Genomic DNA, 26,717 nt, shown 5'->3' on the forward strand with positions numbered 1-26,717 from the left:
ACCCGCTGCCGCTATCCCACCATCAGTGGCGTAGCGGCAGCGGGTCAGTGCGCCAAAGTCTTATTCGGCGGCGTCGCGAATCGCGCGGTTCACGGCCGAAACGACGGCCTTCAGCGAGGCCAAGGTGGTGTTGGCGTCCAAGCCGACACCCCACAGAATGCGGTCGCCAACGGCGCACTCGACGTACGCGGCCGCCTGAGCGTTCCCGCCTTCGCTGAGCGCATGCTCCGTGTAGTCCAGCACGCGCAGGTCCACACCATCATCATTGAGCAGCTTCACCAGCGCCGAAATCGGGCCGTTGCCGGTGCTGGAACGCTCGTGGGCCACACCGTCGATGAGCAGTTTGGTGTGCAGCGTGAAGCTGCCATCCTCGCTGGACTCCGCGGTCGCCGAGGCGATCCGGTAGTAGCCCCATGGCTCCATCTCCGAGCCCTCGGCCGACGGCAGGTACTCATCCTGGAAAACGTTCCAAATGGTGGCCGAGGAAACCTCGCCGCCTTCGGAATCGGTCTTGCGCTGGATGACCCCGGAGAATTCGATCTGCGCACGACGGGGCAGATCCAAGGAGTAGTCGTTCTTCAACAGGTAGGCCACGCCGCCCTTGCCGGACTGCGAATTCACGCGGATGACGGCCTCGTAGCTGCGCCCAATATCCTTCGGGTCCACCGGCAGGTACGGTACCGCCCAGGTGATCTCGTTAATATCCTTGCCTTGGGCCGAGGCCTTGGCCTCCATGGCCTCCAGGCCCTTCTTGATGGCGTCCTGGTGCGAACCGGAGAACGCGGTGAAGACGAGGTCGCCACCGTAGGGGCTACGCTCCGGTACCGGCAACTGGTTGCAGTATTCGACCGTGCGGCGGATGTGGTCCATATCGGAGAAGTCGATCTCCGGGTCGATCCCCTGCCCGAAGAGGTTCATCCCCAACGTGATCAGGTCTACGTTACCGGTGCGCTCCCCGTTGCCAAACAGGCACCCCTCGATACGGTCGGCGCCGGCCAGGTAGCCCAGCTCCGCGGCGGCCACACCGGTGCCACGGTCGTTATGTGGGTGCAGCGAGAGGATGATCGATTCACGATTCGCCAAATTCCGGTGCATCCACTCGATGGAATCGGCGTACACGTTCGGAGTCGCCATTTCCACGGTGGCTGGCAGGTTCAAGATCACCTTACGCTCGACGCTGGCTTCCAAGACCTCGGCAACCTCGTCGCAGATGCGCTTGGCGAATTCCAGTTCGGTACCGGTGAAGGACTCCGGGGAGTACTCGTAGGTGATCCGCGTGCCGGTCAGCTGCTCCTCGTACTTCTTGCACAAGCGGGCGCCCTGCAGGGCGATGTCCACGATGCCGTCCTCATCCTGGCGGAAGACCACTTCACGCTGCAGGATCGAGGTCGAGTTGTACAGGTGCACGATGGCCTGCTTGGCCCCTTCGAGCGCCTGGAAGGTGCGCTCGATCAGGTGCTCGCGGGACTGGGTGAGCACCTGGATGGTTACATCATCCGGAATGCGGTTCTGCTCGATGAGCTGACGCACAAAGTCGAAGTCGGTCTGCGAGGCCGAAGGGAATCCAACTTCGATTTCCTTGTACCCCATCTGCACCAACAGGTCGAACATCTTGTGCTTGCGTTCCGGGCTCATGGGGTCGATCAGTGCCTGATTGCCGTCGCGCAGATCGACGGCGCACCAGCGCGGAGCCTTGGTGATGTACTTGTCCGGCCAGGTGCGATCCGGCAGATTTACCTGGATCTGGTCCTGAAACGGGACGTACTTGTGGATAGGCATTTTCGAAGGCTTTTGCACGTGCTGCATGGTTACTCTCCCCGGGGCGTAGAAATCACGATGAAATGGGGCCAGATAAGAACTACTCCGCAACGAGGGCTTGGCCAGGAACCACTAACGGTCCGTTGGATCCTCGCAGCGGCTAAGTAGGAGTAGTAGCGTCAAATGCACGTGGTAAGCATATCGCTGTAAATTCTTCAGCACGGAACTTATTGCGCGATCGTGTCACATTGTGGACACGCTGATCGCGGTTGCGGGTCTGGACAGCGAGCACGCCACGGTTCACGCTGGAGCAATATCGCGCGTGGAGGGTCGAGATGCGAGTGCTCATTGCAGGTGCAGGAATTGCGGGATTGGTCGCCGCCCGCCAGCTCGGTCTGGCCGGCTGGCAAGTTACGGTGCTCGAACGCAGCGGCGGCCCTCGGTCCGAGGGCTACATGATGGATTTCTTTGGTCCCGGAGTGCTGGCCGCCGAGCGTATCGGTCTGGCCGGGCGCATGCGGGAGGCCGCCTATGATGTGGACGCCGCATGCTATGTGGATCCCGCGGGCAAGGAAACCGGGCGACTCAACTACCGTTCCTTCCAGCTCCTGGCGGGAGGGAAAGTCTTCAGCCTGATGCGCCCAGATCTAGAGGCCGTGGCTCGCCAGGCCCTCGCGGATGTGCCAGCGGGGCGAATCAGCCTGCACTACGGGTGCACGGTACAGAGTGTCGACAACGCGCAGGTCGGTGTCGCCTTGCACTGTGCAGGGCAGTCCGGGACCTTTCGTGGTGACGTGCTCATCGGTGCCGACGGGCTGCATTCGACGGTACGCCGCGAAGTATTCGGGCCCGACAGCACATATTTCCTTGATCTGGGGATGCGGGCGGCAGCCTATATCGTGACCGATCCCGAACTGAACGCCAGGATCCGCGATACTTTTATGCTCACCGACAGCGTGGGGCGCAGCGCCGGCTACTACGCCCTGAGCGACGGTCGGGTGGCGGTTTTTCTGGTCTATCGCCCGCGGGCCCAGGATCGCGGGAAACCCACCCGGCAGGTCCTTCGCGAGCAGTTCGACGGTTTGGGGCGGGAGGTTGATCGCCTCCTTGAGCTATGCCCGGAGCGCCCCTATGACGATGCGGTGGCACAGATCCTGATGCCCCGGATTTTCGCCGGTCGCACGCTCTTGCTCGGCGATGCCGGAGGTGCCGTCTCCCTACTGGCCGGGCAGGGTGCCTCGCTGGCGATAGCCGGTGCAGCACGTCTGGGCGACGAACTTGGCCAGCTCAGCGACCCCGACCGGGTGCCAGCGGCCGTGGCTGGATTTGCTACGAGCTGGTTGCCGGTGATTCGGCAGGCGCAGGCTTCCGGACGTCGGGCGGCACGCAGTTTCTTGCCGCGTAACCGATGGCAGCAGTTGCAACGCCGGATGATTCTTAAAGCGACAAATCTGCCGGTCCTTGAAAAGATCGTGGCCCGGCAGATTGTGGCGCGATTAGCGAAATAGCTACAAGCTTAGAAGCCCAAGCGTCCTAGCTGCTTCGGATCGCGCTGCCAGTCCTTGGCGACCTTCACATGCAGATCCAAGTACACCTTGGTGCCCAAGAGTGCCTCGATCCCCTTGCGGGCATTGGTGCCCACCTCACGCAGTCGCGAACCGCCGCGGCCAATGACAATGGCTTTCTGGCTGGGGCGCTCCACATACAGCGAGACATGGATATCGAGCATGGGGTTGTTTTCGCTGCGGCCCTCGCGCGGCAGCATTTCCTCAACCACCACAGCCAACGAGTGCGGCAATTCGTCACGCACACCCTCCAGGGCGGCCTCGCGCACCAGTTCGGCGACCATGATGGACTCCGGCTCGTCGGTCAGCTCGCCATCCGGGTACAGCGGCGGACCCAAGGGCAGCTGCTGGACAAGAACATCAGCCACCTCCTTGACCTGGAATTCGCTCACCGCCGAGACCGGGACGATCGCGGCGAAGCCCTCGGGACCAAAGTTCTGGCTACCAAGCTCGGTCACGGCCAGCAACTGGGCGGCCAATTGCTCACGGTCGACCAGATCTGCCTTGGTTACGATGGCGATAATCGGCTTGCGCTGCAGCTGGGCCAGTTGGGTGGCGATAAACCGGTCACCCGGGCCGATCTTCTCATTGGCCGGAATGCAGAACCCAATCGCATCAACTTCCGAGAGGGTCTCGGCCACCAGGTCGTTCAGTCGCTGACCCAGGAGCGTGCGGGGGCGGTGCAAGCCGGGGGTATCGACCAGCACCAGCTGGGCGTCGTCGCGGTGCACGATGCCGCGAATGGTGTGCCGGGTGGTTTGCGGTTTCGCGGAGGTGATTGCGACCTTTTGGCCTACGAGCGCGTTGGTCAGCGTGGACTTGCCGGCATTGGGGCGTCCCACGAACGAGGTGAACCCCGATCGGTAGTCTTCCGGCCATCCCCCACTGGGTAGCAATTTTCCGTTATCGCTCATCTGTTGAGTCCTCATCGTTCTGCGTATCGTCGGAGGCGGCCTTCTCAAGCCGCTCTACATGGATCTTTCCAATGCGGTTTCGGCGACCGGCAAGGGTCGCCACGGTAAGCCGTAGCCCGTAAATCTCTGCAGTGGATCCGAGCACCGGAACAGATTCCAGCGCCTTGGAGAGCAGGCCGCCGACGGTGTCGACGTCTTCTTCCTCGATCTCCATGTCCAGATGCTCGGCCAGATCGTTCACATTCGTTGCGGCCATCACAAAGAAGGAACCATCCGGGTTGTCTATGATCTCAAACTTTGCGCGATCGTATTCGTCGTCGATCTCACCGACGATCTCCTCGAGCAGGTCCTCCATGGTGATCAGACCCGCCGTACCACCGTACTCGTCGATCACGATCGCCAGGTGAATGGATTCCATCTGCAGTTCTTGGAGCAGATCGGCAGCGGACTTCGACTCCGGAACGAAGCGAGCCTCGCGGGCCAGTTCGCTCAGCTCCATCTTTTCCTGCAGGCCGTGGACCTCGCGGATCACATCCTTGAGGTAGATGATGCCGCGTACATCGTCGTTGTCCTCGCCCACCAGCGGGATCCGTGAAAAGCCGGAGGCGATGAACAGCTCCACCGCCGTGGCCACGGTATCTTCGGGGGTCAACACCACCATGTCGGTGCGTGGCACCATCACCGCGCGCACATGGGTTTCTTCAAGATCGATAACCGAGGAGATCAGCTCGGCCGACTCCTCGTCCAAACCCTCGCCCTCACTGGCTCGATCGACGATATCGCGCAGTAGTTCTTTGCCCAGATACCCTTCGTCATCGCCGACTGCGCCCGGGCTCAATGCCTTGCCGATGGAGGCTAGCCAGTCGCTGACCGGCCCGAGCACGACCCGCAGGGCCCGCACCAGCGGCGCGGTGCTCCGCACGACCGTGCGCGCATTGGAGCGCCCGTAGCGGCGAGGCGAGACCGAAACCAGCACGAAGCCGACGCCGGCCATCACCATGGTGGCCAACAGGCCGGTAAGCCAGTCGTTTTCGATCCAGCGGGAGAAGAGCAACGCCACGGCGACCGCCGAGGCCGTCTCGAACCAAATACGCCAGAATCGGATGGCCTGCGCGTGCGTTTCGGTATCGTCCAAAATCCGGCTCAAGGCCGGAGACTGACTGTCGGCTCGGAGCTTTTCGGCTGCAGAGCGCGAGAGTGTGTAGAACGCGGCGTCGGCCGCCGTGAGCACCGCAGAACAGACGATAAAAGCCAGCGCAAGGGCCAGCAAGATGAAAATCACCGTCTACTGCACCGTTTCCTTCGGGGCCGGACGCCCCAGGTACTCCTCCAACAAGGTCCGCTGCAAGGTGAACATCTCCTCACGTTCCTCGGGCTCATCGTGATCAAACCCCATCAGATGCAGCAGGCCGTGCGTGGTCAACAACAGGATTTCATCGGCGGTGCTGTGTCCGCCGCGCCGTGCCTGTTCCTCGGCCACGGTAGGGCAAATCACGATGTCACCCAGAATCCCGTCGAGGCCCGGCGCCGACTCGGTTCCGGGACGTAGTTCGTCCATGGGGAAGCTCATCACGTCGGTCGGCCCCTCGAGGTCCATCCACTCCACGTGCAAGCGGCTCATCGCCTCTTCGTCGATGAAGACGATCGATACTTCGGTTTGCGGGTGCAAGAACATCCGGCGCATCACGAAGTCGGCCAGCTTGGAGACATCCTGCAGGTCAACTTCGAAGCCGGTTTCGTTGTTAACGTCGATGCTCATTTGCTGCCTCGTTCGTTGCGGTGTTTGTATTTGCGGGTGCTGTCCCAACGGTCGTATGCCGAGACGATGTCGGCAATCAACCGATGACGGACCACGTCGGTGGAATCCAAGCGGCAGACCGAAATGTCGTCGATGCCCTCGAGCACCTCGGTGACCACACGCAGACCGGACACGGCCGAACCGGGCAGGTCGACCTGCGTGATGTCGCCGGTAACCACCATTTTCGAACCGAATCCCAGACGGGTAAGGAACATTTTCATTTGTTCGCTGGTGGTGTTCTGCGCTTCGTCGAGAATGACGAATGCGTCGTTCAGGGTGCGCCCGCGCATATAGGCCAGCGGCGCCACCTCGATGGTGCCGGCTTCGAGCAACCGCGGAATCGATTCGGGATCAACCATGTCGTGTAGCGCATCGTAGAGCGGACGCAGGTACGGGTCGATCTTCTCGCTCAAGGAGCCAGGCAGAAAGCCGAGCTTCTCCCCCGCTTCGACCGCCGGACGGGTCAGGATGATCCGATTGACCTGCTTATCCTGCAGGGCCGAGACGGCCATGGCCATGGCGAGGAAGGTTTTGCCGGTACCGGCCGGCCCAATGCCGAAGGTGATCGTCGAGTCCTCAATGGCATCGACATAGGACTTCTGATTCAGCGTCTTGGGGCGGATCGAGCGTCCGCGTCCGGAGAGGATCTTCAACCCGAGGACGTCGGCCGGAGAATCCTGCCGTCCGGCGCCGAGCATCTTGATGATCTGCTCGATGGCCTCGGCGGACATCCGGGTGCCACGCGAGGCAAGGGAACGGGCCTCTTCCACTACGCGCTGGGCACGCCGTACCTGCGAGGGTTCGCCACGAAGGGTCAACGATTCGCTATTTGGATGGAACACAACATCCGGGTAGACCCCGGTGAGAATGCGCAAGAGCTCGTCGCCGGCGCCGAGCGTGGCGACCATATGCTCCGGTGTGTCAAAGCTGATGCTGAGCGACGCGCCCTGTGCGGCCGTAGCTGGTTGTTCAACGTCCATGCAGTGCTAGATGCCCCTTTTCGAGCTGATCGGGTGAATGGGTTCTGCCTACCTCAAGTCTAGCCAGTACCCGATCGCGGTGGGTCCATTGCGCCCACGGCGTAGCCAGCTTAGGTATAGATTTGGTTACGGATCGGTAGAAAACTCGGTTTCCGGCCGTTTGCCGGGCAAACTTGTGGCAAGCTAAATGGGCGCGCGAGCTCGCCGGAGGGCGAGTCGGGCGCGCTGAGGGCATGATACGGAAATGGGAGAAGTGTGCAGTTCAAGGTGCGTAAATCAGGCGTGATGCGCCAACGCATTGCCTGCCTAGCGGTTGCGGCGGTGGCGTTGACCGGCTGCGCTAGCACCCAAAACAGCACGGAACTGCAGATGCCCACCGCCGACCCGGCACAAGCCAACGGACTACCGGTGGCTGAAGATACGGTCGAAAGCGGCACGAAGGCTCAGAGCCTGCCGGTGTACTGGCTGCAGAACACCGATCAGGGCGTTTTTCTCTACCGCGAATATGTCAAAGGTGATGCCAGCGCCGAACCGGTCACCGAGGCGGTGCGTTATCTACTCAATGATGCCCCCGCCACGGACCGCTGGTACACGCTATTGGAACCCAGCACTGAAATCGGCGTTGCGGTCGGTCACGATAATGTGATCACCCTCGATTTGCCCGCCACGGTGTTCACCGCCCGCATCGATGATGGGCTGGCCGAACGTAGCATCCAACAGCTGGTATTCACGGCCACGGCCGCCGCCTCCCACGCGAGCCTGCTCACCGGAACGGCGGCACCGCGGGTGCGGCTGCTGGTCGACGGGCAGCCAGAGGCCACGGTTTTTGGCGACTACCAGCTACCGGCCACCATTGAACGCGACCCGAGGTTTGCCGCTCCCCTGTGGATCATTGACCCGCAGTACGGTTCGGTCAAGGCCGCCGGGAATGTCCGGATCAACGGACGCACATCCGGTTTCAGCGGCGGAACGCACTACAGCCTGACCCGACTCGATACCGCATCCGGGGATCACAACATCATCCCGGCGACCCGGGTGGACCAAGCGCTGATCGCCGATGACGGTAGCTTCAGCATCCGCCAGCGGCTCGAAAAGGGCCGGTACCGCTTGACCCTGTGGGGACAAAATCAGGGGTCCATGGCCCATGTCGCGACGGTGACCAGCGATTTCACCGTCGGCCCCAAATCCGAAGACTAGAGTTCGCCGAGTAGGTGTCGGATCAGCACCAGTGCGGCCGGTCCAGCAGTCGAGGCACGCAACACATGCTGACCCAATAACGCGGGAATGGCTCCGGCGGCGGTAAAACGCTCAATCTCCGCATCCGAGATGCCCCCTTCGGGACCCACGATCAGTCGGATGGCGCCGCCCTCCGTGTCGGCACCGAGCCATTGGCTCACCACCTCGGACAGCGCCCGCTGCTCGGCCTCGTGCAACACGATCACCAGCTCACCGGCCGCCACGTGCTCGGCAATCTGCGCTTCGAGTTGCTTCGAGTTGCACAGCGGCTGCACCGAGGGTTCATGTGTGCGCCGGGACTGTTTCTGCGCGGCGCGGACCTGAGCCTGCCATTTCGCCTGGCCCTTGGCCGCCTTTGCTTGATTCCAGCGCACGATGGAGCGTTCGGCCTGCCAGGGCTGGACCTGACTGATCCCCAATTCGACGGCGGCTTCGACTGCCTGCAGGTCGCGGTCCGACTTGGCCAGCGCCTGCGTCAGCGAAATCGGGATCGCCGGTGCAGGTTCACGCTCCACCTGCTCCACACGGACGCTCAGGAGCTCACGCCCGACCTCGAGCACGCTCACGGTCAGCCGGGTACCGCGCCCGTCGAGCAGATCGAGCTGCTCGCCGGGCGCGGCCCGCTTGACCGTGGCCGCGTGGTGGGCCTCGGCCCCGGTGAGCTCAAGGGTATCGCCCACGGAGGCACCACTGGCCTGCTCGGGGTCGATGGTGAAGCTCTGGTTACTCATTGGCTAGCCGTTAGCGCTGGTGGAGCTTGTCGCGCAGGCGGGCAAACATGCCGCCGGACTGTTCGACCTGACCGGCGGTCATCTCCTCACCACGGAGCTTAGCCAGCTGTTCGAGCAGGTCGCGCTGGGCGGCGTCGAGCTTGGTGGGGGTCACCACCTGCAGGTGCACGACGATGTCGCCGCGCTTGCCGCCGCGAAGCCGTGGCACACCCAAGCCGGGCAATGTGACGGTGTCCCCGTCCTGTGCGCCGGCTTCGACGTTCACGGTCTGTTCGCCGTCGAAGGTTTCCAGCTTCAGTTCGCAGCCCAGGGCTGCGGCGGTCATCGGCAGGCTCATCTTGGCGTGCAGGTCGTTGTGGTCGCGTTCGAAGATCTTGTGGCGACGCACGTCAATTTCCACGAACAGGTTGCCGTTCGGGCCACCGCCCGGGCCGGCCTCGCCCTGACCACGGAGCTGGATGCGGGTACCCGAGGCCACACCGGCCGGAATGTTCAGTTGCTTGGACACATGCTCGCGCACGCGGCCCTCGCCGTTGCACTCCACGCAGGGGTCCGGGATGGTGGTGCCGTAGCCGCGGCAGGCGGCACAGGTTTCGACGGTCATCATCTGACCCAAGAAGGAGCGCACCGGGCGCTGCACTTGACCGGCGCCGTGGCAGATCGAGCAGGTCACCGGGCTGGTGCCTTCGCGGCAGCAGGAGCCGTTGCAGACCTTACAGGTGACAGCCGATTCCATCTCCAGCGGGTACACGGTGCCCTTGACCGCGTCCTCCAGGTCGATGGTGACGGTGATCAGCGCGTCACGCCCTGGCTGGGTACGCGACATCGGGCCCTGCTGGCCACCGGCACCTCCGAAGAACTGCTCGAAGATATCCCCGAAGCCACCGAAACCGCCACCGCCGAAGCCTTGCTGGCCGTTGCCGTTTTCATCGCCGGTCGCGTCGTAGTTGGCGCGCTTCTGCTCATCGGAGAGCACCTCGTAGGCTCGGGTTACCAGCTTGAACTGCTCAGCGGCATCCTGAGACGGGTTCACGTCCGGGTGCAGCTTGCGCGCAAGTTTGCGGTACGCGCTCTTGATTTCCTGTCCGGTCGCGTCCTTGGCCACGCCAAGGGTTTCATAGTGCGTGCTCACGGTGAAGCCGCATCCTTTCTGCAGGGGTCATACGTTGAGTGTAGGGGCCAACGAGGGTTAGCCGGTCAAAATACGCGAAAGATAGCGCGCCACAGCGCGTACTGCGGCCATCGACGAGGGATAGTTCATGCGCGTCGGGCCCAGCACGCCGAGTTTATTGCGGGCATCGTTACTGTAGGTGGTGGCGATGACCGCGGTATCTAGTAGCTGGCCGTAGTGGTTCTCGGTGCCGATGGCTACGGCCACACCACGTGAATCTGCTTCGAGCTCGGAAAATAGCTTCAGCAATACAACCTGTTCCTCTAGTGCTTCGAGAACCGGAGTAATGCTCAAAGGAAAGTCTCTGCCCGAACGGGCCAAATTCGCGGTTCCGGCCATCACAATACGCTGTTTGCCAGCGGCGAGGGCCATTGCCGAAATACCGTCGACCAATTCGTTGAGAAAAGCCGCGTCTAGTTCCGCCGGGACGGGCACGGACTCAGCCTGTGCCAAGTCGGCAATTTGCCGCCCCGCAAAGTGGGTTAGCAGCCAGATTTTGGAACGTTGGAGCTCTTCTTCACCAATCACCCGATCCACCGTCAGCATGCGCTGATCCACGGTGCCGTCGGAGGTGATAAGTACCATCAGCACCTGGGATCCACCCAGCCACACCAGTTCCAGATTTTTCAAATGTGCCAGGTCGTAATGCGGCACCTGAATCATCGCGACCTGATTGGTCAACTGTGAGAGCAAGCGCACGGTGCTGCGCAAGAGATCGTCGAGATCGTGCGAACCGTCGAGAATCTTGTTGATGGCGTCGCGTTCGGGTCGTGAGAGCGGCTTGAGCTCCTCGATCTGATCCACGAAACGCCGATAGCCCTTTTCGGTAGGGATACGCCCCGAAGAGGTGTGCGGGGCCGCGATCAGCCCCTCCTCTTCCAGGGCCGCCATGTCATTGCGGATTGTCGCCGCCGAGACGCCGAGATTATGACGATCTAACAGCGCCTTAGAGCCGACGGGCTCACGGGACTGCACGTAGTCCTCGACGATTGCGCGCAGCACATCCAACCTACGCAACTCACTCATGGGACCACCTCGCCTCGAATTAGCACTCGAACCTTTCAAGTGCCAAGTCTAGTACGTTCAACGCTTGCTAGCATGGGATTTCCCGCGTATTCGATCACAGCGAAAGGCAGTTCGTGACCAATTATCCCTGGGGCGCCCAAGACCTGCGCGCGCCACAGCCGCGAAAACTCCGCCAAGTGCCCGTCGCCAAGGGCCTACTGCTTGAAGACGTGGACAGCGGATGGGTCGGTGAAGTCATACGCACGGACAAGTCCGGCGGCATGCGCGTCATCGTGCTTGAAGATCGACATGGCCGCACTCGCTCCTTTCCCGCAGGCTTCGGATTTCTGCTCGAGGGCGAACCGGTTGAACTTATCGAGCCGCGCACAGCGGCCGGCTCGGGCAAGAAAATCTCTGCCTCCGGTTCCGTGGCGGTCACCGGGCATAAGGCCCGTGTCGCCCGCGCCAGTCGCATCTGGGTCGAGGGTAAGCACGATGCGGAACTGGTCGAAAAGGTGTGGGGCCATGACCTGCGCGTGGAAGGCATTGTTGTCGAGCCCCTGCACGGCGTCGACGACCTGGCTGGAGCGATCGCCGAGTTCGCCCCATCGCCACAGCGACGTCTGGGCATTCTGGTTGATCACCTGATCGAGGGCACGAAAGAACAACGCATCGTCCAAGAGGCGCTCAAGGTGCCCGGCGCGGCCGGAAACGTGAAAATTCTCGGCCACCCGTACGTCGATGTCTGGCAGGCGATCAAACCCGCCACGCTGGGAATTTCGGCGTGGCCGGTCATCCCCAAAGGCACGGATTGGAAAACCGGCGTGTTGCGCAGCTTCGGCTGGCCGCATGCGACGGCCGAAGATATCGGCATCGGTTGGTCGAAAATCTTGAATGCCGTCACCCATTACGGACAACTCGAACCGCAGTTGCTCGGTCGTGTCGAAGAGCTGATCGATTTCCTCACCAGCGAAGATTACAACTAGCTAACAATCGCCCAGTAAATGGAGAATAGGGTGCAATATCCCCGATTTCTCCGGCGACACTGCGTAGAATTAGGCGTAGAAACCAACAGCAACGCGAGGAAGTGCCAGTGTCAATGCGCCAGACGGATCCGTCGAAGGGTTCGAATTTCGAGGGATCCAAAACATCGGCTCAGCCGTTGACTCCCTCCGAAGACCGCCAATGGGCAATGCTCGCCCACTTCGGCTTGATTCTCGGTTGCATTCCGGCCGCGGTGATCTTCGCGGTCTATCGCGACCGGGGACCGTTCACTGCGCAGGAAGCCAAAGAAGCTTTCAACTTTGCGTTGCCTCTGACCGTGCTGGCGATCGCGCTGAACGTACTAACCCTGATTCCCGGGCTGGGCTGGCTTTTTGCCGTACTGGCCGTGGTGTTGTGGATCTTCATGACGCTCATGGGCGCACGTGCCGGTATCGAGGTTAATAAGGGACGCCCCTACCGCTACTCGATGAACCTTCGGTTGCTCAAGTAGCGCCAGGGGCACCGATTGCTCAGAATCCGAGCAGTTGACGTACTACGAGGTCGGCCAAGAGCCGGCCTCGTTGCGTTAAGACCAACGTTCCTTGGAGGGCCTGCTTTGGATCAATCAGTGAATCGGCGATGAGCCCGGCCACGTTCTGCCGCGCTTCGCCGCTGAGTAGCTCCAAGGGCATCCCACTGGATAGCCGCGTCAAAAGCATGGTGCGTTCGAGCTCCACGGCCTCAGCATCGGGGAACTCGCGTCCGGCGCCGGGAGAAATTTCCGCGTCGATCCGCTGCTGATAAGCCGCCGGATGCTTCACATTCCACCAGCGCAGACCGCCGACATGGGAGTGAGCGCCCGGGCCGGCACCCCACCAATCCCCACCCTTCCAGTAGGCGAGATTGTGGTCGCAAGCAAATCGTGGTTCGCGCGCCCAGTTACTGACCTCGTACCAGCCATACCCGCCGCCGGCAAAAAGCTCGTCCGCCAGCTGGTACTTCTCGGCATGATCGTCATCGTCGATATTCGGCACTTGACCGCGGCGGATCTGGGCCGCCAATTTGGTGCCCTCCTCAATGATCAACGCATAGGCACTGATATGGTCCGGCTCCAGGGCCAATGCCGCTTCGATGCTGGTGCGCCAGTCCTCGAGCGATTCCCCCGGTGTGCCATAGATTAGGTCCACGCTTACTTCCAGCCCGGCCTCCCGGGCCCAGCTGACCACCTGCGGTAATCGGCGCGGATCATGCGTCCGTTCCAGAACCTGCAACACGTGGGGTACCGCGGACTGCATGCCGAAGGACACGCGCGTGAATCCGCCCGCCGCCAATTCGGCCAACGACTCACGAGTGACCGAATCGGGGTTGGCCTCGGTGGTGACCTCCGCCCCGGGCGTCAGTCCGAATCGCTGGACAATGCGCTGCAACACGGTCACCAGGTCCGCGGCAGGCAACAGGGTGGGCGTGCCACCACCGAAAAATACGGTATCGACCGTGCGTTGCGGAATACCGGAGCGCTCGAGAACCTGCTCGGCGAAGTCGATTTCCCGTGAGACGGTTTGCGCATAGGTCAGTTGGGAGGCGCCGGATCCGAGTTCGGTGGCCGTGTAGGTGTTGAAGTCACAGTAACCGCAGCGAACCGTGCAAAACGGAATATGCACGTAGAAGGAGAAGCTACGCCCCGCGGCGCCTTCGGCGCACGCGGGGGGTAGCAACCCGTCGGCTGGTGCCGGGTCACCGTCGGGAAGAACTGAGGGCATTACTTCTTTTTCGGCTCGTCCGAGGACAGTGCGGCGATGAAGGCTTCCTGCGGAACCTCCACGCGACCGACCATCTTCATGCGCTTCTTGCCTTCCTTCTGCTTCTCCAGCAACTTGCGCTTACGGCTGATGTCACCGCCGTAGCATTTGGCCAGCACGTCCTTGCGAATCGCTCGAATGTTCTCACGGGCAATGATGCGAGAGCCGATGGCTGCCTGAATCGGCACTTCGAACTGCTGGCGTGGAATGAGCTCGCGTAGCTTGGTGGCCATCATGGTGCCGTAGGCGTACGCCTTATCGCGGTGGGTGATGGCGCTAAATGCGTCCACCTGGTCGCCCTGGAGCAGGATGTCGACCTTGACCAGGTCGGCGGTCTGCTCCCCGTCGGCCTTCCAGTCCAGCGAGGCGTAGCCACGCGTCTTGGATTTGAGCTGGTCGAAGAAGTCGAAGACGATTTCCGCCAGCGGTAGCCGGTAGCGCATTTCGACACGATCCTCGGAGAGGTAGTCCATGCCGCCCATGGTGCCGCGACGCGACTGGCACAGTTCCATGATGGCGCCAATGAACTCGCTCGGCGCCAAAATGGTGGCCGAGACCATCGGCTCGTGCACCTCGAGGATCTTCCCATCGGGGAATTCCGACGGGTTGGTCACCGTGATCATTTGCTTGTCTTCGCCCATCACCCGGTACACCACGTTAGGAGCGGTGGAAATCAGGTCCAGCCCGAACTCGGCCTCGAGGCGCTGGCGCGTAATTTCGAGGTGCAGCAAGCCGAGGAAGCCCACGCGGAAGCCGAAGCCCAGTGCCACCGAGGTCTCCGGTTCGTAGACCAGCGCGGCGTCGTTGAGTTGAAGCTTATCCAGAGCATCGCGCAAGGCCGGGTAGTCCGATCCGTCAATCGGATACAGGCCGGAGAACACCATGGGCTTGGGTTCTTCGTAGCCGCCCAGGTTTTCGGTAGCCGGATTCGCGTTGTTGGTGACGGTGTCACCGACCTTGGACTGTCGGACGTCCTTCACACCGGTAATCAGGTAGCCCACTTCACCGACACCCAAACCCTTGGTGGGGATCGGGTTCGGTGAGGAGACGCCAATTTCGAGAAGTTCGTGGGTGGTGCCGGTCGACATCATTTCGATGCGTTCACGTGGCTTCAAGTTGCCATCGACCACACGCACATAGGTCACCACACCGCGGTAGGTGTCGTAGACCGAGTCGAAGATCATGGCGCGGGCCGGGGCGTTGGCTTCGCCGACCGGGGCAGGAAGCTGACGCACAACCTCATCGAGCAGCGCCTCGACGCCCTCACCGGTCTTACCGGATACCTTCAGCACGTCTTCCGGTTCGCACCCGATCAGGCCGGCCAGTTCCGCAGCGTACTTTTCCGGCTGCGCGTTGGGCAGGTCAATCTTGTTGAGCACCGGAATGATGGTCAGGTCGCCTTCGATGGCCAAGTACAGGTTCGCTAGGGTCTGCGCTTCGATACCCTGAGCGGCGTCTACCAGCAGGATGGCACCCTCGCAGGCTGCCAGCGAGCGAGAGACCTCATAGGTGAAGTCCACGTGGCCGGGGGTATCGATCATGTTCAGCGCGTACGACTGCCCATCGAGCTCCCACGGCATGCGTACGGCCTGGGACTTAATGGTGATACCGCGCTCGCGTTCGATATCCATCCGGTCCAGGTACTGGGCCTTCATATCGCGGGCGGCGACCACGCCGGTAAGCTGCAGCATTCTATCGGCCAGGGTCGACTTACCGTGGTCGATATGTGCGATGATGCAGAAATTTCGGATGAGCGACGGATCGGTCGCGGCGGGCACCTGAGCGGTGCGGGCCATGGGAGACACCTAAACAGACCTCACTTGCTGATGAAGTTACATGCAGAATTAACCCTCATTCTCTCATGACTACACTGCGGATCCGTAGTTAGGCCATCGCGTGCTGATAGTTTGTCAGCTATGGCAATCAACGTTGAGAAGATCTTCAGGGTCGTAAACCAGGTCTTCAAGGTACTTTCTTCCTCCCAAAAGGCCCCTGCGCAGCGTTCGCACCGCACCGCGAACCCGGCGGGCACGACCCGAGTGGCCGAGGGCTATCCCGGAGATTTCACCGGACGGGTCACCTTCGAATATGCACCGGAGCTCGACGGTCAAGCTGATCCCGGCGAGGTCGTCTGGTCGTGGGTTCCTTACGAAGAGGATCACACCCAGGGCAAAGACCGCCCGGTACTGGTCGTTGGCCGTGATGGTCGGTGGCTCTTGGGGCTCATGCTCACCAGCAAGGATCACGGCAACGGGCGCACGCAGGATCCCGACTACCTCGATATTGGGACCGGCGACTGGGACCGGCAACGTCGCGAAAGCGAGGTCAAACTTGACCGCATTATTCGCCTTGCCCCGGATGGCATTCGCCGCGAGGGTGCCGTGCTGGATCGTCGGCGTTTCGAGCGCGTAGTTAAGGCGCTCAACGAGCGCTAAGTCACGTGGGTCTGACCGGCCCAATGTGCTAGGGTTAATGCTTGTGTGTCCATCTGGTTGGGTGGACCGCCCCCTTCGGGTCGCCATAGGTGCCCCACACCGCTCAGTCGATGGCTTGAAGGATGAACCCTCTACCGACCGTATAAGACGATAAACGAGAGAGTTTATTAAGTGGCTAACATCAAGTCCCAGAAGAAGCGCATCCTGACCAACGAAAAGGCTCGCCTGCGTAACGTAGCAGTCCGCTCCGAGGTCAAGACCGTGATCCGTAACGTCAACGCTGCCGTGGCAGCCGGTGACAAGGAGAAGGCAACCGACGCTCTGCGCTTGGCCGGCAAGAAGCTGGACAAGGCAGTCAGCAAGGGTGTGCTGCACAAGAACAACGCAGCAAACCGCAAGTCGGCCCTTGCCCAGAAGGTTAACGCCCTCTAAGCAAAGCGAAGCTTCATAGTTCGGCCCGGTAGATTCTTCGGAATCTACCGGGCCGAACTGTTTTTAACTCGTTTCTAACCGCTAGCGCGGAGCCTTACCGGCAATGAAGAGTACCGCCCGCTCCAAGGCATACCCCGGCGACTTGCCGCCACCTTTGACCATGCGGTCGGTCTGCGCCACATGCTCGACGCAGGCTGCCACGTCGGCACGTTTCCAGCCGCGGGACTGCTGCTGTGCCGCCTGTACCTGCCATGGCGCCATGCCCAGTTCGGAGGCCAGTTGCGCGGCGGGCTCGTTCACGCCAAGCACCTTGGCCATCAATCGCACCTTCATCGCTAAGGTGGCGACCACCGGAATCGGATCGGTGCCGGTATCCAAGGCATGACGCAAGGTGGCCAAGGCTAAATACGCATTACCCGACACGGCCGCGTCGGCCACCTTGAACGCGGTAGCCTCGACTCGACCGCCGTAGTACTTATCCACCACGGCTTCGTCGACAACGCCCGTGGTGTCCTCCAGCAATTGATGCACGCTGGCCCCCAGCTCGGAGAGCGAGGATCCAACGGCCGCGACGAGGGCCTTAACCGCATCATTGGTGATCCGGCGTTTGGCGGCCTTAAACTCGGCCATCACGAAGTCGATCTTTTCGCTGTCGCGTTTCAGCGGCTGACAATTAACGACCACTGCCCCGGCCTTCTTCACCGCATCCAGCAGCTTCTTACCGCGGGTTCCTCCCGAATGGTGCATGATCAGCACGGTATCTGGGGCCGGGTCCTGCAAATATTTGAGCCCATCCTTGAGGAAGTCCTCGTTCATCGTCGCCAGATTGTGGACCTCGACGAGGTTGGCGCTTGAAAAGAGTGAGGCGCTGGTGGCCATCAGCAACGATCCTGGCTCGTAGCCCGAGGCCGATAGCACGGTGTGCCCAATGTCTCCGCGTCCCATGGCGGCCCGCCGCATGGCTTCGAAAGCGCGCGACGCCAAATAATCTTCCGAGCCGCTGAGCAGAATCAGGGGTTGGGGTTGCAGGTCCCGCCAGGGGATCCCCGCCGGGGTCTGGGCGCGTGCCATCGTGCTCCTTCAAGACAATTGGGTGCAGCCTCGATCTTATCGAACCGGCCAGCGGATCGTGTTCACTCGGATCTGCTCGGCGTCGAATGTGACCAGAACCGTGCCCGAGTGGTCTGTGCGCAGGATCCTTGCTCCTACGGCGCGAGCCCGGTCGAGGATTTGTGCGTGCGGATGACCATAACTGTTCTGCGCGCCGACCGAAATAAGAAAGAGTTGGGGTCGTACCGCTTCAATGATGTCCGCTCCCCCGTTACGCGCCCCATGATGGGAGGCTTTCAGCACGGTAGCCGGTGCGATAGGTCGGCGCCGTAAGAGCGCCGCCATCGATTCTTGCTCCATGTCCCCGGCGGTGACGAGGCTCGCTACGCTCTCGCCTGCGGTATCGAACTCGAACCGCAACACCAGGGAATGATCGTTGGGGTTACTTGAGCTCTCTCCGGGCGTCGGGCCGAGCACCGCATAGGAAAGCTCGGGTGTCCCACCGCGCTCCCCCTGCCGAAGGACCGTTGCCTCCGGGACAAGCGAAGGATCGAAGCCCTCCGGGATGAAGATCTTCCCGATAGGGAGCCCCGAGGTGCGTAGTTGTGGCAGCGCGCCAATATGATCGGCGTGCTCATGGCTGAGAAAGACCCATGGTAGTTCGCGTACCCCTAAGGAACGTAAACAGCCGAGGATCTCGCTTTCCGGTGGGCCGGTGTCGATCAACCAACCGGCCCCCGAGCCAGCATTGAGCACCATTCCATCGCCCTGTCCCACGTCGCACAGGGCGATGTCCCAGTCGCTGGGCAACTTCGGCGGCAATAGCAGGCTCAGCGGGAACATTGCGGCGACGAGCACCACGAGCGTCATCGGTAGCGCAAAGCGCAAAATCCGCTGTGCTACTGGCCGCTCGGCATGAAGCCGGCCGAGCAGAATGACGCTCAGTCCAAGGCTCACCGCCACTGCCAGCCAGAGACCGGCCGCACCTTCGGGCCACGGTCTCGCAGCCCCGGGCAAGTTCACCGCGTGCAGCGCCGCTCGACCGATCAGCTCGGCAGGCCACACCGCCATGTGGGCCAGTACCTGAGCGAGCGGGGCCAGCGCCCCTGCCAGCAGCAAGGCGAAAAGTCCAAGCACCGTAATTCCGGGAACTAGCGGCGCGGCCATCAGGTTCAGCGGGACGGTGTACGGACTCAAGCTTCCCGAGAGGGCGATAATTATCGGCAAACAGGTCAGCTGTGCGGCCAGGCAGATCGCGGTGGCCTGCGCTAGAAGATTCGGCATCCAGCGACCTAGCGCGTCGCTGAGCCCAGTTCCAAAGAGGATGATGCCCAGGGTCGCCAGCATGGACAGCGCAAAACCTGGCTCGGTTGCCAGTGAAGGATTAACGGCCAGCAGAATACACCCGCTAAAGGACAACACGCCCAGCGAGCCGCGCCCACGACCGCTTAGTAGTGCGACGGCGCCGATGGCGCCCATGACCCCTGCACGCAGCACGCTCGGGTCCGGCCCCACGAAGACGACGAAGAGCCCTAGTACGCTCAGTGCGCCGAGCCCCGAACTCCAGCGCCCAAGGCCCAGTGCCCGCAAACATCGTAGAGCCAGTGCGGTCAGCAGGGCACAGTTCGAGCCGCTGACCGCCGTCAAATGGCTGAGCCCGGTGAGTTTCATGGCCGCGCTGAGTTCTTCATCCTGGCCCGAACGGTCGCCGTACAACATCCCCGGCAGTAGCGCGCGGCCCTGTTCCGGTGCTCCCTCAAGCATGGCCGGTAACCGAGCCTTAACGCGGTCCGCGATAGAGGAAGTTCTGTAGGAGAGCACGCTCGGTTCGGAGAGTCCTCGCGCCCACCAGTCGATCGAGCCTCCAGTATCATTGCGCTCCAAGCTGAGTAGCACTTCAAGGGTCTGTGCGTGTTCCGGTGGCGCCTTGGGAAGCGTGAGATAAATATCCAGTGTGCAAGACTGCCACGCGGGGCTGTGCTGGTCCGATTGCCGATAGGCCAACAGCTGCGCCCGACCTTGCACCCTGCCATCGATTTTCGGGGCCACGATTTCGCGAAACTCTACGCGTGCACGTCGGGATTGCTCCGCCGGGCCGGGGAGCTCACATTGTGGTTGAACCACCGATAACCCGACCATGGCCAGTGCCGCGAGGGCTAGCAACAATGGGGCGGTGAACCAGGGGGCCGCATAGCCCGTAGCATGTCGCTGGCGCAGCAGAAGCACGGTGAGCACAAAGATCACCGCAGCTAAGGGCGCCGCCACGATGGGGTCGGGACGAAGCAGTGCACACACCCAGGCTCCGGTAAGTAACCAAAGCCCGCGAAGGTCGGTGCTCATGGCACCGAGACACGATCTTTAAGTCGCTCGAATAGTACCTGGCCAATCCCGGGCACGGCGTCGAGTTCGGCAATATCGCTAAAGCCGCCATGTTCGGTGCGGAAGGCGATGATGCGTTCGGCCAGTGTGGGGCCGATTCCGGGAAGTTGCTCCAGTTGTTGGGCGTCCGCGGAATTCAGCGGGATTAGCTCTTGTGTTTGCGAGGTCACCGGCGCAGCAGGCCCGGGGCCGTCTGGCCTCCGCTGGGTAGTCTCGTCATGGGTGGGAATGTAGAGTTGCGAGCCGTCGACGAGAACGGCCGCGAGATTGAGTCCAGAGTCTTCCGCGTCCTTGCGCAGTCCCCCGGCGGCGGTCACCGCATCGATCGCGCGTTCGCCCTTGCGAAGGCGGTAGACCCCAGGATTTTTCACCGCCCCGACCACGTGCACCATTACTACTGCGCCCTCGCTAGAGCTCTGGGTAGTGCTCGAGCCGCTTGGAGCCGGGCTCGTAGTGACTTGAGGTTGCGAGGATTCCTCTCGGAGCGGCAACGGATGTTGCGCTTCGGAGCGTGGCGGTGGGGATATGAGCAGTGAGGCCACGATCCACGTCAGCACAGCGGCGAGCAGGGCAAGTACGGCGATTCTGGACACGGCAAAGCGTAGCCGCGCCGGGCGCGGAGCGAAGCTACTGAAGAGATCGTGGCGGCCCATAAGCCACAGTGTCTGCTCCGAAGTAACACGGCGGACTTACCTATCCGCGGACTGTGGAACGCGATGACCGGAAATCATATCCGGATCCGCTACAGCCCTAGGTTGCCTCGCTACTTGGTTCTTCTTCGGCGGGAAGACCGGCTACGCAAATGGCGAGCACCCCGATCCCAGTATGCGCGGCCAGCACCGCCGGAAGCGACTGCACCAGAACCGCTTCCTCGCCAATATCGGAGAGTTCGGCGGCGACTTCTTGGGCGAGTTCCGCGGCGCCAAAGTGCATGACGCCGATTCGCACCGGTCCCTGGCACGCCGCGGCCCGCGTGCGCGCCAACGTCACCAGGCGCCCTTGGGCTCGTTCGAAGGAGCGCGGCTTCTCCAACGCCACAATTGACCCGTCGTTGATCCCGAGGATCGGCTTGACGTTCAGCAGCGTTCCGAGGACACCCGAGACGGCCGAAATCCGTCCTCCTCGACGCAGGGTTTCCAAGGAAGGCACCGCAAAGTAGACCACGTACTTCTCGGCCTGTCGGGCCAGAGACAGTAACTGCTCAACATCTGCCCCGGCGGCCCGTGCACGCGCCATTTCGGCGACCGCAAAACCTATGGGTGCCGCCGCGGTGCGTGTGTCGATGACATGCACCGGAATTGTCACCTGGGATGCCGCCAACCGAGCTGCTTCGAAGGTCCCCGACAGTGCTCCGGAAAGGTGCACCGAGACGATTTCCTTGCACCCGGCTTCCTGCAGCCGGGTGTACGCCGAAACGAACTGTCCCGGTGCCGGGCGGGAGGTGCGTACCGCCTTGCCCATGGCCAAACCCATGAGCAGTGCCTGAGTGTCGCCGTCTTGGACCTCATCGTCGACAATAATCGGGATGGTTAATTCGATGAGGTCTGGCGCGTGGGAAAATTCCTCGGGGAGACAACTGGCCGAATCGACAACAATCCCGATCCGTGAACGCGCAGGAGCGCGGCCCGGGCGCCATCGAGACAGCCACCCGGTCCGCGCTCCTGCGCTGCGTTCGTTCATGATCCGAGCTTACGGTGCGGGAACCACATTCACGAGCTTCGGGGCCCGCACAATCACCTTGAGCGGATCCTTGCCATCAAGCAGACGCACGACGTTGGCATCGGCCAGCGCCAGCTCGCGCAACTCTTCCTCGCTGATGTCAACGGACACCTCGAGGCGGGCGCGCACCTTGCCCTTGACCTGTACCACTGCGGTGATGGTGTCATCGACCAGCAGGGACTCGTCAACCTCGGGCCAGGCGCTGGTGGCTACGGAGGCTTCGTAACCGAGTTGGGCCCACATGTCTTCGGCCGTGTATGGGGCGAACAGGCTCAGCAACTGGGCGGTAACGCCGGCAGCCTCGCGGACGGCCGGATCGGCGGCGCCGGCACCGGAATCGATGGTCTTACGGGTGGCGTTGACCAATTCCATGGTCTTGGCGATCACCACGTTGAACTTGCCCGAGTCCAACAGCTGGGCCGACTCGTTGACGGTGCGGTGGATGACCTGGCGCAGTGCCTTGTCTCCGGTGCCGTAGTCCACGCCCGGGGCGCTAGCCACGTCCTGAGCGATGCGCCATGCACGCGCAAGGAACTTCTGCGAACCAGCCGGGGAAACATCGGCCCAGTCCACATCGTCCTCTGGCGGCGAGGCGAAGACCATGGTCAGACGCACGGCATCCACACCGAACTTGTCCAGCTGCTCACCCAGGTCCACGCCGTTACCCAGCGACTTACTCATGGCCTTACCGCCGTTGAGTACCTGCCCTTGGTTCAGCAACGCGCTGAATGGCTCGGTGGCGTCGATCAGGCCCAGGTCGTGGATCACCTTGGTGAAGAAACGTGCGTAGAGCAGGTGCAGAATCGCGTGCTCCACACCGCCGACGTACTGCCCCACCGGCATCCAGTCACGCACGGCCTTCGGGTCGAAGGGGCCCTCGGTGTAGTTCGGGGAGGTGAAGCGCAGGAAGTACCAGGAGGAGTCCACGAAGGTATCCATGGTGTCGGTATCGCGCTTGGCCGGCTTGGCGCAGCGCGGGCAGGGCACGTTGACCCAGTCCTCGGCCGCGGCCAACGGGCTGGTGCCCTTCGGAGCCAGCTGCTCACCGCGCAGGTTATCGGGCAGACGCACCGGCAGCTGATCATCCGGTACCGGTACCTCGCCGCAATCAACACAGTGAATGATCGGGATCGGGGTTCCCCAGAAACGCTGGCGGGAGAGCAACCAGTCGCGCAGGCGGAAGTTCACCGTGTGCTTGCCGGTCCCGGCAGCCTCGATGATCTCAATGGCCTTGGCGATGGCCTCGGCCTTGTTCAGTCCGTTGAGCTCACCGGAGTTCACCAAGGTACCTTCGCCGCTGGTGGCTACGCCGCTCTCGGCCGGGTTCTCTTCGCCGGTGTCCACGACCACGCGGACCGGCAGGTCGAAGGTGCGGGCAAAGTCCAGGTCGCGCTGGTCGTGTGCCGGCACCGCCATGATGGCGCCGGTGCCGTAATCGGCCAGCACGTAGTCGGCGGCCCAGATCGGCAGCTTCTCACCCGAGAGCGGGTTGATGCCGTAACGGCCGGTGAACACACCGGTCTTTTCACGCTCGGTGGACTGGCGCTCGATCTCCGAAAGCGCCTTGACCTGCTCCTGGTAGTCGCTCAGCGCCTGGCGGTGCTCGTCGGTCACCAGCTCATCGGCCAGCGCCGCGTCCGCCGCAACCACCATGAAGGTGGCACCATACAGGGTGTCTGGACGGGTGGTGAATACCGGAATGGTCTTGCCCGGCTTGTCCTCGGTGGCTTCGATCGCGAACTCGACCTCGGCGCCCTCGGAGCGGCCAATCCAGTTCTTCTGCATGAGCAGCACGCGCTCGGGCCAGTGGCCCTTGAGCTGCTCCATGTCCTCGAGCAGGCGATCGGCGTACTCGGTGATCTTGAAGTACCACTGGTTCAAGGACTTCTTGGTCACCGTGGTGCCGCAGCGATCGCAGGCGCCGTTGACGACCTGCTCGTTGGCCAGCACGGTCTGGTCCTTCGGGCACCAGTTCACCGGGTGGTCCTTGCGGTAGGCCAGACCCTTCTCGTAGAAGCGGGCAAACAGCCACTGGGTCCAGCGGTAGTATTCCGGGTCCGAGGTGTGCAGGCGGCGGGACCAGTCGGCGCTGATGGCATAGCGCTTGAAGGAGGCGGCCTGCGTGTCGATGTTCTTGTAGGTCCACTCGGCCGGGTGGGCATCGCGCTTAATGGCCGCGTTTTCGGCCGGCAGGCCGAAGGAGTCCCAACCGATCGGGTGCATCACGTCGAAGCCCTTGAGCTTCCAGTAGCGTGCCACCACATCGCCCATGGCGAAGGCCTCGGCGTGACCCATGTGCAGGTCGCCCGAGGGGTACGGGAACATATCTAGTACATAGCGGCGCTCGGCCGTGCCGTCGTCGGCGGGCTTGAAGACCTCAAGTTCATCCCACTTCGGCAGCCACTTGGCCTCGATGGTCTTAAAGTCGTATGTACTGGTCTCGTTCGTCGCTGATGTCACTGAGCTCGTCTCACAAAACGGTCGGAAAAGGGGCTAACTCCCATAACGTGCAAACACCCCCGTTCACTCACGAGGGTGTCGACTCCGGCAAAAGCCGGTGTCACTGGGGTTTCATACGCCGATTCTACCGCAGAGCGCAGTGGGAATCGGCTTCGTGTCCGCTCGCTCACACCCCGGCGGTGCGCGGTGCTCCGGTAGCGGAGGGCTGACTCTAATAGATGCTCTCTTCGCGCTGGTTTGCTAGGGCGCGTTCGCGTAGTTCTTCGAGGCTAGGATCGTCAATTTCGAGCAAGGTGTAGGCCACGGGTTCGCTGATTTCGAATGAGTCGAGTTCAATATCGATTTCATCGACGATCACCGCAATGAGCCGCGGGCTATCTGCCCCCAATGGCCGTGCATCGTGCATATAACGCATGGCCACCTGCAATTCGTGAACCTGTTCCTCGAGGTCTACCCGTTCAGCAAATTCCTTGGTCAGCAGCACCAGCTCCTGCTCTCCCGGCGTAATCTGAATGACCTGGATGGCTCCGTACATGCCCCGCTCCGTCCTTGGGGTCCACCGCCCGAGGCGCGGGGCGAAAGACATTCTCGAATGATTAAAACCAGTATGTCCTATTTCCGGGATTTTTCGGCAATAGATTGCGCGATTAATGCGGCCTCGGTTCGGTGGCCAAAACGCAAACACCCCGTGATTGATGTCCAATTCACTGAACATCTATCACGGGGTGCGCGTCGGTTTTACCGGTATTGATTAGGCCTTGGTGTCCTCGTCAACCCAGTCGAAGGTGCGGGTGACGGCCTTCTTCCACAAACGGAGACGGCGCTCGCGCTCCTCCTCGCCCAACTGTGGCTCCCAGCGCTTATCCTCGGACCAGTTCGAACCCAGTTCGCCCAGGTCCTTCCAGAAGCCCACCGCTAGGCCAGCGGCGTAGGCCGCACCCAGTGCAGTGGTCTCGGTGACCTTCGGGCGGACCACCGGTACACCGAGAATGTCGGCTTGGAACTGCATGAGCGCGTCGTTCGCAACCATGCCGCCGTCGACCTTCAGTTCGGTCAGCGGCACCTCGGCGTCGGCGTTGACCGCATCGAGCACCTCACGGGTCTGGAAGGCCGTGGCCTCCAGTGCCGCGCGGGCGATGTGATGCTTATTGGCGTAGCGGGTCAGACCCACGATCGCACCGCGGGCATCCGAGCGCCAGTACGGGGCGAATAGGCCGGAGAAGGCCGGCACGATGTACACGCCGCCGTTGTCCTCAACCTGCTCGGCCAACTTCTCGATCTCCGGGGCGGTGGCGATCATGCCGATGTTGTCACGCAGCCACTGCACAAGCGAACCGGCCACGGCGATCGAGCCCTCGAGGGCGTAGACCGGGGCGTTGTCGCCGAGTTTGTAGGCCATGGTGGTGAGCAACCCGTTCGAGGAGTGCACGATCTCGTTGCCGGTGTTGAAGATCAAGAAGCAACCGGTGCCGTAGGTGTTCTTGGCCTTGCCCGAGTCGAAGGCGGCCTGACCGAAGGTTGCGGCCTGCTGGTCGCCGAGAATGCCCGCTACCGGCACCTCGCGCAACAGCTGGTTGCCGGCCACGGTGCCGTAGACCTCGGAGGAGGAACGGATCTCGGGCATCATGCTCACCGGAACGCCGAAGTCCGCGAGGATCTCTTCATCCCAGGTCAGGGTCTTCAGGTCCATGAACAGGGTGCGCGAGGCGTTGGTGACGTCGGTGACGTGCACGCCGCCGTCCACGCCGCCGGTGAGGTTCCACAGCACCCAGGTGTCGGTGTTACCGAAGATCAAGTCTCCGGCTTCGGCCCGCTCACGCGCGCCGTCCACATTGTCCAGGATCCACTTGATCTTGGTGCCGGAGAAGTAGGTGGCCAGCGGCAGACCAACACGGTCCTTGTAGCGTTCCACTCCCCCATTGGCGGCCAATTCGTCCACGATGTCCTGGGTGCGGGTGTCCTGCCAGACGATGGCGTTGTACACGGCTTCGCCGGTGTTCTTATCCCACACCACCGCGGTTTCGCGCTGGTTAGTGATACCCACTGCTTCGATATCGTGGCGGGTCAGGTTGGCCTTGGACAGGGCCTGACCGATGACTTCGCGCACGTTGTTCCAGATTTCGGCTGGATCGTGCTCAACCCAGCCGGCGGCCGGGAAGATCTGCTCGTGTTCGAGCTGGCCGACGGAGACGATGTCTCCGGCGTGGTTGAAAACGATGGCGCGCGACGAGGTGGTTCCCTGGTCGATGGCGATGACGTACTTAGTGGTACTCATAACTTCGATGTCACTTTCGCTGATCG

General features: G+C 62.1%; 23 protein-coding genes. 6 read left to right on the forward strand and 17 right to left on the reverse strand.

The window, feature by feature from the left end:
* Positions 1-60: 60 nt before the first annotated feature.
* Positions 61-1,806, reverse strand: coding sequence for a 2-isopropylmalate synthase (leuA, locus tag ACJD00_RS08475; protein WP_418906654.1), 1,746 nt, complete (start codon positions 1,804-1,806; stop codon positions 61-63).
* Between the two features lie 287 nt (positions 1,807-2,093).
* Here leuA and ACJD00_RS08480 point away from each other — a divergent pair, with 287 nt between their 5' ends.
* Positions 2,094-3,266, forward strand: coding sequence for an FAD-dependent monooxygenase (locus ACJD00_RS08480; RefSeq protein WP_418906655.1), 1,173 nt, complete (start codon positions 2,094-2,096; stop codon positions 3,264-3,266).
* An 8-nt stretch (positions 3,267-3,274) separates the two neighbouring features.
* Here ACJD00_RS08480 and era read toward each other — a convergent pair whose 3' ends face one another.
* Genes era through ACJD00_RS08500 form a run of 4 tightly spaced genes read right to left on the reverse strand, consistent with a single transcriptional unit; the run spans position 3,275 to position 7,015 of the window.
* Positions 3,275-4,237 carry a GTPase Era gene (gene era, locus ACJD00_RS08485; RefSeq protein WP_418906656.1) on the reverse strand — a complete coding sequence of 321 codons (963 nt, stop codon included), beginning with the start codon at positions 4,235-4,237 and terminating at the stop codon, positions 3,275-3,277.
* Complete coding sequence (locus tag ACJD00_RS08490; protein WP_418906657.1) at positions 4,227-5,519, reverse strand: hemolysin family protein; 1,293 nt, start codon at positions 5,517-5,519, stop codon at positions 4,227-4,229. The genes era and ACJD00_RS08490 overlap by 11 nt, the downstream gene beginning before the upstream one ends.
* A gap of 3 nt (positions 5,520-5,522) precedes the next feature.
* The gene (ybeY, locus tag ACJD00_RS08495) at positions 5,523-5,996 is read right to left on the reverse strand and encodes an rRNA maturation RNase YbeY (protein WP_418906658.1); all 474 of its coding nucleotides are present in this window, start codon (positions 5,994-5,996) and stop codon (positions 5,523-5,525) included.
* Positions 5,993-7,015, reverse strand: coding sequence for a PhoH family protein (locus tag ACJD00_RS08500; RefSeq protein WP_418906659.1), 1,023 nt, complete (start codon positions 7,013-7,015; stop codon positions 5,993-5,995). Before ACJD00_RS08500 ends, ybeY begins: the two co-directional genes overlap by 4 nt.
* Positions 7,016-7,270: 255 nt before the next feature.
* On the opposite strand from ACJD00_RS08500, the gene ACJD00_RS08505 reads away from it, so the two are divergent.
* The gene (locus ACJD00_RS08505) at positions 7,271-8,212 is read left to right on the forward strand and encodes a GerMN domain-containing protein (protein WP_418906660.1); all 942 of its coding nucleotides are present in this window, start codon (positions 7,271-7,273) and stop codon (positions 8,210-8,212) included.
* On the opposite strand, the gene ACJD00_RS08510 is transcribed toward ACJD00_RS08505, so the two are convergent.
* Genes ACJD00_RS08510 through hrcA form a run of 3 tightly spaced genes read right to left on the reverse strand, consistent with a single transcriptional unit; the run spans position 8,209 to position 11,179 of the window.
* Complete coding sequence (locus ACJD00_RS08510) at positions 8,209-8,982, reverse strand: 16S rRNA (uracil(1498)-N(3))-methyltransferase (protein WP_418906661.1); 774 nt, start codon at positions 8,980-8,982, stop codon at positions 8,209-8,211. The two genes, ACJD00_RS08505 and ACJD00_RS08510, sit on opposite strands and share 4 nt — an antisense overlap.
* A 10-nt stretch (positions 8,983-8,992) precedes the next feature.
* On the reverse strand, positions 8,993-10,114 hold the full coding sequence (gene dnaJ, locus ACJD00_RS08515) for a molecular chaperone DnaJ (RefSeq protein WP_418906662.1): 1,122 nt from the start codon (positions 10,112-10,114) through the stop codon (positions 8,993-8,995).
* Between the two features lie 57 nt (positions 10,115-10,171).
* Positions 10,172-11,179: a heat-inducible transcriptional repressor HrcA gene (hrcA, locus tag ACJD00_RS08520; protein WP_418906663.1), complete on the reverse strand. Its 1,008-nt coding sequence runs from the start codon at positions 11,177-11,179 to the stop codon at positions 10,172-10,174.
* 113 nt (positions 11,180-11,292) lie between these two features.
* On the opposite strand from hrcA, the gene ACJD00_RS08525 reads away from it, so the two are divergent.
* On the forward strand, positions 11,293-12,144 hold the full coding sequence (locus tag ACJD00_RS08525; RefSeq protein ID WP_418906664.1) for a DUF3097 domain-containing protein: 852 nt from the start codon (positions 11,293-11,295) through the stop codon (positions 12,142-12,144).
* 113 nt (positions 12,145-12,257) lie between these two features.
* A complete protein-coding gene (locus ACJD00_RS08530) occupies positions 12,258-12,653 on the forward strand; it encodes a DUF4870 domain-containing protein (protein ID WP_309410438.1) in 396 nt (131 codons plus the stop codon).
* Between the two features lie 19 nt (positions 12,654-12,672).
* On the opposite strand, the gene hemW is transcribed toward ACJD00_RS08530, so the two are convergent.
* Both hemW and lepA read right to left on the reverse strand, forming a co-directional pair.
* Positions 12,673-13,902: a radical SAM family heme chaperone HemW gene (hemW, locus tag ACJD00_RS08535; protein ID WP_418906665.1), complete on the reverse strand. Its 1,230-nt coding sequence runs from the start codon at positions 13,900-13,902 to the stop codon at positions 12,673-12,675.
* On the reverse strand, positions 13,902-15,746 hold the full coding sequence (lepA, locus tag ACJD00_RS08540; protein ID WP_418906666.1) for a translation elongation factor 4: 1,845 nt from the start codon (positions 15,744-15,746) through the stop codon (positions 13,902-13,904). The genes hemW and lepA overlap by 1 nt, the downstream gene beginning before the upstream one ends.
* 111 nt (positions 15,747-15,857) lie before the next feature.
* On the opposite strand from lepA, the gene ACJD00_RS08545 reads away from it, so the two are divergent.
* Both ACJD00_RS08545 and rpsT read left to right on the forward strand, forming a co-directional pair.
* A complete protein-coding gene (locus tag ACJD00_RS08545; protein WP_418906667.1) occupies positions 15,858-16,376 on the forward strand; it encodes a type II toxin-antitoxin system PemK/MazF family toxin in 519 nt (172 codons plus the stop codon).
* A gap of 171 nt (positions 16,377-16,547) precedes the next feature.
* Positions 16,548-16,808, forward strand: a complete 261-nt coding sequence (gene rpsT / locus ACJD00_RS08550; RefSeq protein ID WP_309407099.1) for a 30S ribosomal protein S20 — start codon at positions 16,548-16,550, stop codon at positions 16,806-16,808.
* Positions 16,809-16,889: 81 nt separating this feature from the next.
* Here the strand turns inward: rpsT and holA are convergent, their stop codons facing one another.
* From holA to glpK, 7 genes are all read right to left on the reverse strand, one after another.
* On the reverse strand, positions 16,890-17,879 hold the full coding sequence (gene holA / locus ACJD00_RS08555; protein WP_418906668.1) for a DNA polymerase III subunit delta: 990 nt from the start codon (positions 17,877-17,879) through the stop codon (positions 16,890-16,892).
* A gap of 36 nt (positions 17,880-17,915) precedes the next feature.
* Positions 17,916-20,198 (reverse strand): ComEC/Rec2 family competence protein, encoded by a 2,283-nt coding sequence (locus ACJD00_RS08560; protein ID WP_418906669.1) that lies wholly within the window; start codon positions 20,196-20,198, stop codon positions 17,916-17,918.
* Complete coding sequence (locus ACJD00_RS08565; RefSeq protein WP_418906670.1) at positions 20,195-20,890, reverse strand: helix-hairpin-helix domain-containing protein; 696 nt, start codon at positions 20,888-20,890, stop codon at positions 20,195-20,197. The genes ACJD00_RS08560 and ACJD00_RS08565 overlap by 4 nt, the downstream gene beginning before the upstream one ends.
* 97 nt (positions 20,891-20,987) lie before the next feature.
* Positions 20,988-21,917 carry a DegV family protein gene (locus tag ACJD00_RS08570; RefSeq protein ID WP_418906671.1) on the reverse strand — a complete coding sequence of 310 codons (930 nt, stop codon included), beginning with the start codon at positions 21,915-21,917 and terminating at the stop codon, positions 20,988-20,990.
* 9 nt (positions 21,918-21,926) lie between these two features.
* A complete protein-coding gene (gene leuS, locus ACJD00_RS08575) occupies positions 21,927-24,416 on the reverse strand; it encodes a leucine--tRNA ligase (RefSeq protein ID WP_418906672.1) in 2,490 nt (829 codons plus the stop codon).
* Positions 24,417-24,627: 211 nt separating this feature from the next.
* Positions 24,628-24,951 (reverse strand): hypothetical protein, encoded by a 324-nt coding sequence (locus ACJD00_RS08580; protein ID WP_418906673.1) that lies wholly within the window; start codon positions 24,949-24,951, stop codon positions 24,628-24,630.
* A gap of 216 nt (positions 24,952-25,167) precedes the next feature.
* Positions 25,168-26,691 carry a glycerol kinase GlpK gene (gene glpK, locus ACJD00_RS08585; RefSeq protein ID WP_418906674.1) on the reverse strand — a complete coding sequence of 508 codons (1,524 nt, stop codon included), beginning with the start codon at positions 26,689-26,691 and terminating at the stop codon, positions 25,168-25,170.
* Positions 26,692-26,717 lie beyond the last annotated feature (26 nt).

The sequence above is a fragment of the Glutamicibacter endophyticus genome, from assembly GCF_048457885.1.
Lineage (GTDB): Bacteria > Actinomycetota > Actinomycetes > Actinomycetales > Micrococcaceae > Glutamicibacter > Glutamicibacter endophyticus.

Coding starts and splice junctions, on each gene's coding strand:
- leuA (WP_418906654.1), bottom strand. CDS start 1,806: ATGCAGCACGTGCAAAAGCCTTCGAAAATGCCTATCCACAAGTACGTC.
- ACJD00_RS08480 (WP_418906655.1), top strand. CDS start 2,094: ATGCGAGTGCTCATTGCAGGTGCAGGAATTGCGGGATTGGTCGCCGCC.
- era (WP_418906656.1), bottom strand. CDS start 4,237: ATGAGCGATAACGGAAAATTGCTACCCAGTGGGGGATGGCCGGAAGAC.
- ybeY (WP_418906658.1), bottom strand. CDS start 5,996: ATGAGCATCGACGTTAACAACGAAACCGGCTTCGAAGTTGACCTGCAG.
- ACJD00_RS08500 (WP_418906659.1), bottom strand. CDS start 7,015: ATGGACGTTGAACAACCAGCTACGGCCGCACAGGGCGCGTCGCTCAGC.
- ACJD00_RS08510 (WP_418906661.1), bottom strand. CDS start 8,982: ATGAGTAACCAGAGCTTCACCATCGACCCCGAGCAGGCCAGTGGTGCC.
- hrcA (WP_418906663.1), bottom strand. CDS start 11,179: ATGAGTGAGTTGCGTAGGTTGGATGTGCTGCGCGCAATCGTCGAGGAC.
- ACJD00_RS08530 (WP_309410438.1), top strand. CDS start 12,258: ATGCGCCAGACGGATCCGTCGAAGGGTTCGAATTTCGAGGGATCCAAA.
- hemW (WP_418906665.1), bottom strand. CDS start 13,902: ATGCCCTCAGTTCTTCCCGACGGTGACCCGGCACCAGCCGACGGGTTG.
- ACJD00_RS08545 (WP_418906667.1), top strand. CDS start 15,858: ATGGCAATCAACGTTGAGAAGATCTTCAGGGTCGTAAACCAGGTCTTC.
- holA (WP_418906668.1), bottom strand. CDS start 17,879: ATGGCACGCGCCCAGACCCCGGCGGGGATCCCCTGGCGGGACCTGCAA.
- ACJD00_RS08560 (WP_418906669.1), bottom strand. CDS start 20,198: ATGAGCACCGACCTTCGCGGGCTTTGGTTACTTACCGGAGCCTGGGTG.
- ACJD00_RS08565 (WP_418906670.1), bottom strand. CDS start 20,890: ATGGGCCGCCACGATCTCTTCAGTAGCTTCGCTCCGCGCCCGGCGCGG.
- ACJD00_RS08570 (WP_418906671.1), bottom strand. CDS start 21,917: ATGAACGAACGCAGCGCAGGAGCGCGGACCGGGTGGCTGTCTCGATGG.
- ACJD00_RS08580 (WP_418906673.1), bottom strand. CDS start 24,951: ATGTACGGAGCCATCCAGGTCATTCAGATTACGCCGGGAGAGCAGGAG.
- glpK (WP_418906674.1), bottom strand. CDS start 26,691: ATGAGTACCACTAAGTACGTCATCGCCATCGACCAGGGAACCACCTCG.